Consider the following 3852-nt stretch of genomic DNA (forward strand, 5'->3'; position numbering starts at 1 on the left):
GTGCTTGACGGCAAGGAGGTGGCGGAATGACCGTTTATTTTATCGGAGCCGGACCGGGCGCGGCTGACCTCATCACCGTGCGCGGCCAGCGGCTTGTGGAGCGCTGCCCCGTCTGTCTTTTTGCCGGATCGCTGGTGCCGCAGGAGATTGTCGCCGCCGCGCCGGCGGATGCGCTGGTGCTCGATACCGCGCCGATGCATCTCGATGCCATTATCGAGGAGATCGATAAGGCGCAGCGTCAGGGCAAGGATGTCGCCCGCGTGCACTCGGGCGACCCTTCCATCTATGGAGCGATTGCGGAGCAGATGCGCCGCCTGGACGGGCTCGGCATCGATTATGAGGTGGTGCCGGGCGTACCGGCTTTTGCAGGGGTGGCGGCGCAGCTCAAGACCGAGCTGACATTGCCGGAAATCGCCCAGACGATCATCATTACGAGGACCGGCATGAAGGCCTCGTCGATGCCCGATGGCGAGCAACTGGAAATCCTCGGCCAATCCGGGGCGACTCTCGCCATCCACCTTTCGATCCGCAATCTCGACTATGTGCGCACGGCGCTCGCGCCACATTACGGCGAGGATTGCCCGGTCGTGATCGCCTATCGCGCCACCTGGCCGGACGAGCTCTACATCAAGACCACGCTTGCCGGGATGAAGCAGGAGGTCCGCAAGGCAAAGCTGACCCGGACTGCGCTGATCATGGTCGGACCAGTCCTTGGCGAAGCGGAGTTTCGCGACTCCGCGCTTTACGACGCCAGCTACTCCCACGTGCTGCGCAATGCGGGCAAGAAAAAGAACCGCGAGGCTGTCTAGGTGATCGCCGCCATCAGCGCATCGACGGTTTCGAACGCATCGTCGCTCATAAGATGCGGCCGCTCGATCATGATAACGGGCAGTTCAAGCGCGCGCGCGGCGAGGATCTTGGCATATGCACCCGTGCCGCCGGAGTTCCGGCAAACGATGTGGTCGACGGAAAAGCCACGCAGGAGCCGGATTTCTTCCTGCGGATCCGCAGACGGTTTTCCGCCAATCAGGTCAAAGGATACGAAGGGCGGCAATTCGACCGGCGTGTCCACCATGCGCAGTATGAAATGGACGTCCTTACGGGCCGCGAACGCGCCGATATGCTGGCTGCCGAGGGCGAGAAACACCCGGGATCGTTGCGGAATGGCATCGCGCGCCGCTTCGAGCGACGGAACGCCGGTCCACCGGTCGCCCGGACCGGCCCGCCAGGACGGGCGCTGGAGCGACAGCAGCCGGATGCCGGCCTTGCCCGCTGCAAGGCGGGCGTTTGCGGAGATGGTGCCGGCAAAGGGATGGGTTGCATCGATCAGCATGTCGAACCCTTCAGCGCGCAGATATTCAGCAAGGCCGCCCGCTCCTCCGAAGCCGCCGATGCGGAGCTCCCCGGCAGGCGTTCTCGGGTCATGCGTGCGGCCGGCGAGCGATGTGACCACCCGCATCGAACCGCGGGCCGCGAGCCGGCCGGCCAGATCGGCTGCGTCGGCCGTGCCGCCCAGGATCAGGACGGAGTCAGGGGACGCGGGCAATCACAACACCCTTTCGGTCGGTCACGATGACATCGACATCAACCGGCGCACCGCGCAGGGTATCAATAGCCGTTTGCCGAGCCTTTTGTGCGACGGGCGCGGCAAGGTCGATGTCGTTTTGTCTCGCAATTTCAAGTGCTTCAAGCGCTGTATTCGCACAAAGCATCCGGGTTCTTATGTGGTTACCGGGAAGGTTCTGTGGCAGCAGGTCTGCAAGGAATTCCAGATCGACCTGACTGCGGCTCGAATGAAGGTCCAAAGCGCCTTGCGCCAGCTTGGTCAGCTTGGCGAAACCGCCGGCAATGGTCAGCCGATCGACCGGGTGACGGCGCAGATATTTCAGCAACCCGCCGGCGAAATCACCCATATCGAGGAGCGCGATGTCGGGCAGATCATAGATCTTTTGGGCAGCGGTCTCGGAGGTCGATCCGGTGGCGCCCAGCACATGCGTGAGGCCGGCGGCACGGGAGACGTCGATGCCGCGGTGGATGGAATGTATCCACGCCGAGCAGGAAAAGGGCTGCACAATGCCGGTCGTGCCGAGGACAGACAGACCACCCACAATGCCGAGCCGCGGGTTCCAGGTTTTTTCCGCCAGTTCTTCTCCGCCCGGGATCGAGATGGTGATTTCGATATCGGTCGTCTGTCCGAAACGCGCGCATGTTTCTTCCGCGACGTCGCGCATCATCTCTCGCGGCACCGGATTGATCGCCGGTTCGCCGACGGCGACCGGCAGGCCGGCCAGGGTGACAGTGCCGACACCGGAACCGGCGGCAAACCGGATACCGGCGCCGTCTTCCAGCTTGCGGACGGTGGCGATCACCGTGGCGCCGTGGGTGACGTCCGGATCGTCGCCGGCATCCTTGACGATGCCGGCGGAGGCGTAACCGTCGGCGCTGCTCTCGAAAGCAAGGGCAAAGGACGGCTCCTGTCCTTTCGGCAACCGGATTGTGACGGGATCGGGGAACGCACCGCTGAAGAGCGCGGTCAGCGCGGCCTTTGTCGCCGCCGTCGCGCAGGCGCCTGTCGTCCAGCCGCGGCGCAGCGGGGAGGATTCGTTCTTGGTTTCCGTCGGCGTTGTATTCATGCTGTGCTTATAGGCGACCCGCTGCGGGAGCGGAAGACGGAGGCCGTGTCATGACGGACGGGCTTTTCAAAGGACTGCCGGCAATCGAGCCGGGAAGCGTCTGGCTTGTCGGGGCTGGTCCCGGCGATCCGGGTCTTTTGACGCTCCACGCGGTGCATGCCATAGGCGAGGCCGATGTGATCGTCTACGACGCGCTGGTCAACGCATCCTGTCTGGAACTGGCAAGACCGGGCGCGAAGCTCGAATATGCGGGAAAACGCGGCGGAAAGCCCTCCGCCAGGCAGCGCGACATCTCCTTGCGCCTGGTGGAGCTTGCCCGCGCCGGCAAGAAGGTCGTCAGGCTCAAGGGCGGGGATCCCTTCGTTTTCGGGCGTGGAGGCGAGGAGGCCAAAACGCTGTTCGATCACGGTGTTGCGTTCCGCATCGTGCCGGGCGTGACGGCCGGCATCGGCGGTCTCGCCTATGCCGGCATTCCGGTGACGCATCGCGATGTCAATCACTGTGTCACCTTCCTGACCGGGCATGATTCCGGCGGTGTCGTTCCCGATCAGATCGACTGGGATGCGGTCGCCAGAGGTTCGCCGGTGATCGTCATGTATATGGCGATGAAACACATTGCCTCGATTGCCGAGAACCTGATGCGGGCCGGGCGGGCGGCCGATGAGCCTGTGGCGGTGGTCTGCAACGCCACGACCGATCAGCAGCAGGTGCTCGAAACCACGCTCGGCGGTGCAGAGCAAGACCTGATTGTCGCTGGCCTGTCGCCGCCGGCCATCGTGGTCGTCGGCGGCGTTGTCGGCATGCGGCGCCTTCTGGACTGGATGGGCAACGGGCCTTCCGGCCGCTTGGAGAGTGCGGCGGAATGAAAGGCCTTCTGATCGCTTCTCCCATGTCGGCCTCGGGCAAAACGACCGTTACGCTCGGGCTCTTGAGAGCGCTTGCGCGCCGCGGCCTGCCGGTTGCGTCCGGCAAGGCGGGCCCCGACTATATTGATCCCGCGTTCCATACGGCCGCCTGCGGGCGGAGCTGCATGAATTTCGATCCCTGGGCGATGCGGCGTGACCTGCTTCTGGCAAATGCCGGGCTTGTATCCGGCGGCGAGCGGCTCCTGGTCATCGAGGCGATGATGGGGCTCTTCGATGCGGCCGCGGACGGCACCGGCGCGGCAGCGGATGTCGCCGCACTGTTGCGCTTGCCGGTCGTTTTTGTCGTCAATTGC

5 protein-coding genes are annotated in these 3852 nt (G+C 64.4%); 3 read left to right on the forward strand and 2 right to left on the reverse strand.

Features of this window, described 5'->3' with window-relative positions; genetic code table 11:
- Positions 1-26: 26 nt before the first annotated feature.
- Positions 27-809, forward strand: a complete 783-nt coding sequence (gene cobM, locus AC5E6N_RS23645; protein ID WP_491750105.1) for a precorrin-4 C(11)-methyltransferase — start codon at positions 27-29, stop codon at positions 807-809.
- On the opposite strand, the gene AC5E6N_RS23650 is transcribed toward cobM, so the two are convergent.
- Positions 806-1546, reverse strand: coding sequence for a cobalt-precorrin-6A reductase (locus tag AC5E6N_RS23650; protein ID WP_491750106.1), 741 nt, complete (start codon positions 1544-1546; stop codon positions 806-808). The genes cobM and AC5E6N_RS23650 overlap by 4 nt on opposite strands.
- Complete coding sequence (locus AC5E6N_RS23655) at positions 1530-2633, reverse strand: cobalt-precorrin-5B (C(1))-methyltransferase (protein ID WP_491750107.1); 1104 nt, start codon at positions 2631-2633, stop codon at positions 1530-1532. The genes AC5E6N_RS23650 and AC5E6N_RS23655 overlap by 17 nt, the downstream gene beginning before the upstream one ends.
- A gap of 50 nt (positions 2634-2683) precedes the next feature.
- Between AC5E6N_RS23655 and cobA the strand changes: the two genes are divergently transcribed.
- Together cobA and AC5E6N_RS23665 are read left to right on the forward strand one after the other, a co-directional pair.
- On the forward strand, positions 2684-3499 hold the full coding sequence (cobA, locus tag AC5E6N_RS23660) for a uroporphyrinogen-III C-methyltransferase (protein ID WP_491750108.1): 816 nt from the start codon (positions 2684-2686) through the stop codon (positions 3497-3499).
- Positions 3496-3852, forward strand: a 357-nt coding sequence (locus AC5E6N_RS23665; protein WP_491750109.1) for a nucleotide-binding protein, incomplete at its 3' end; no start/stop codon positions are given. The genes cobA and AC5E6N_RS23665, both read left to right, overlap by 4 nt.

It is taken from the genome of Hoeflea sp., from assembly GCF_984452065.1.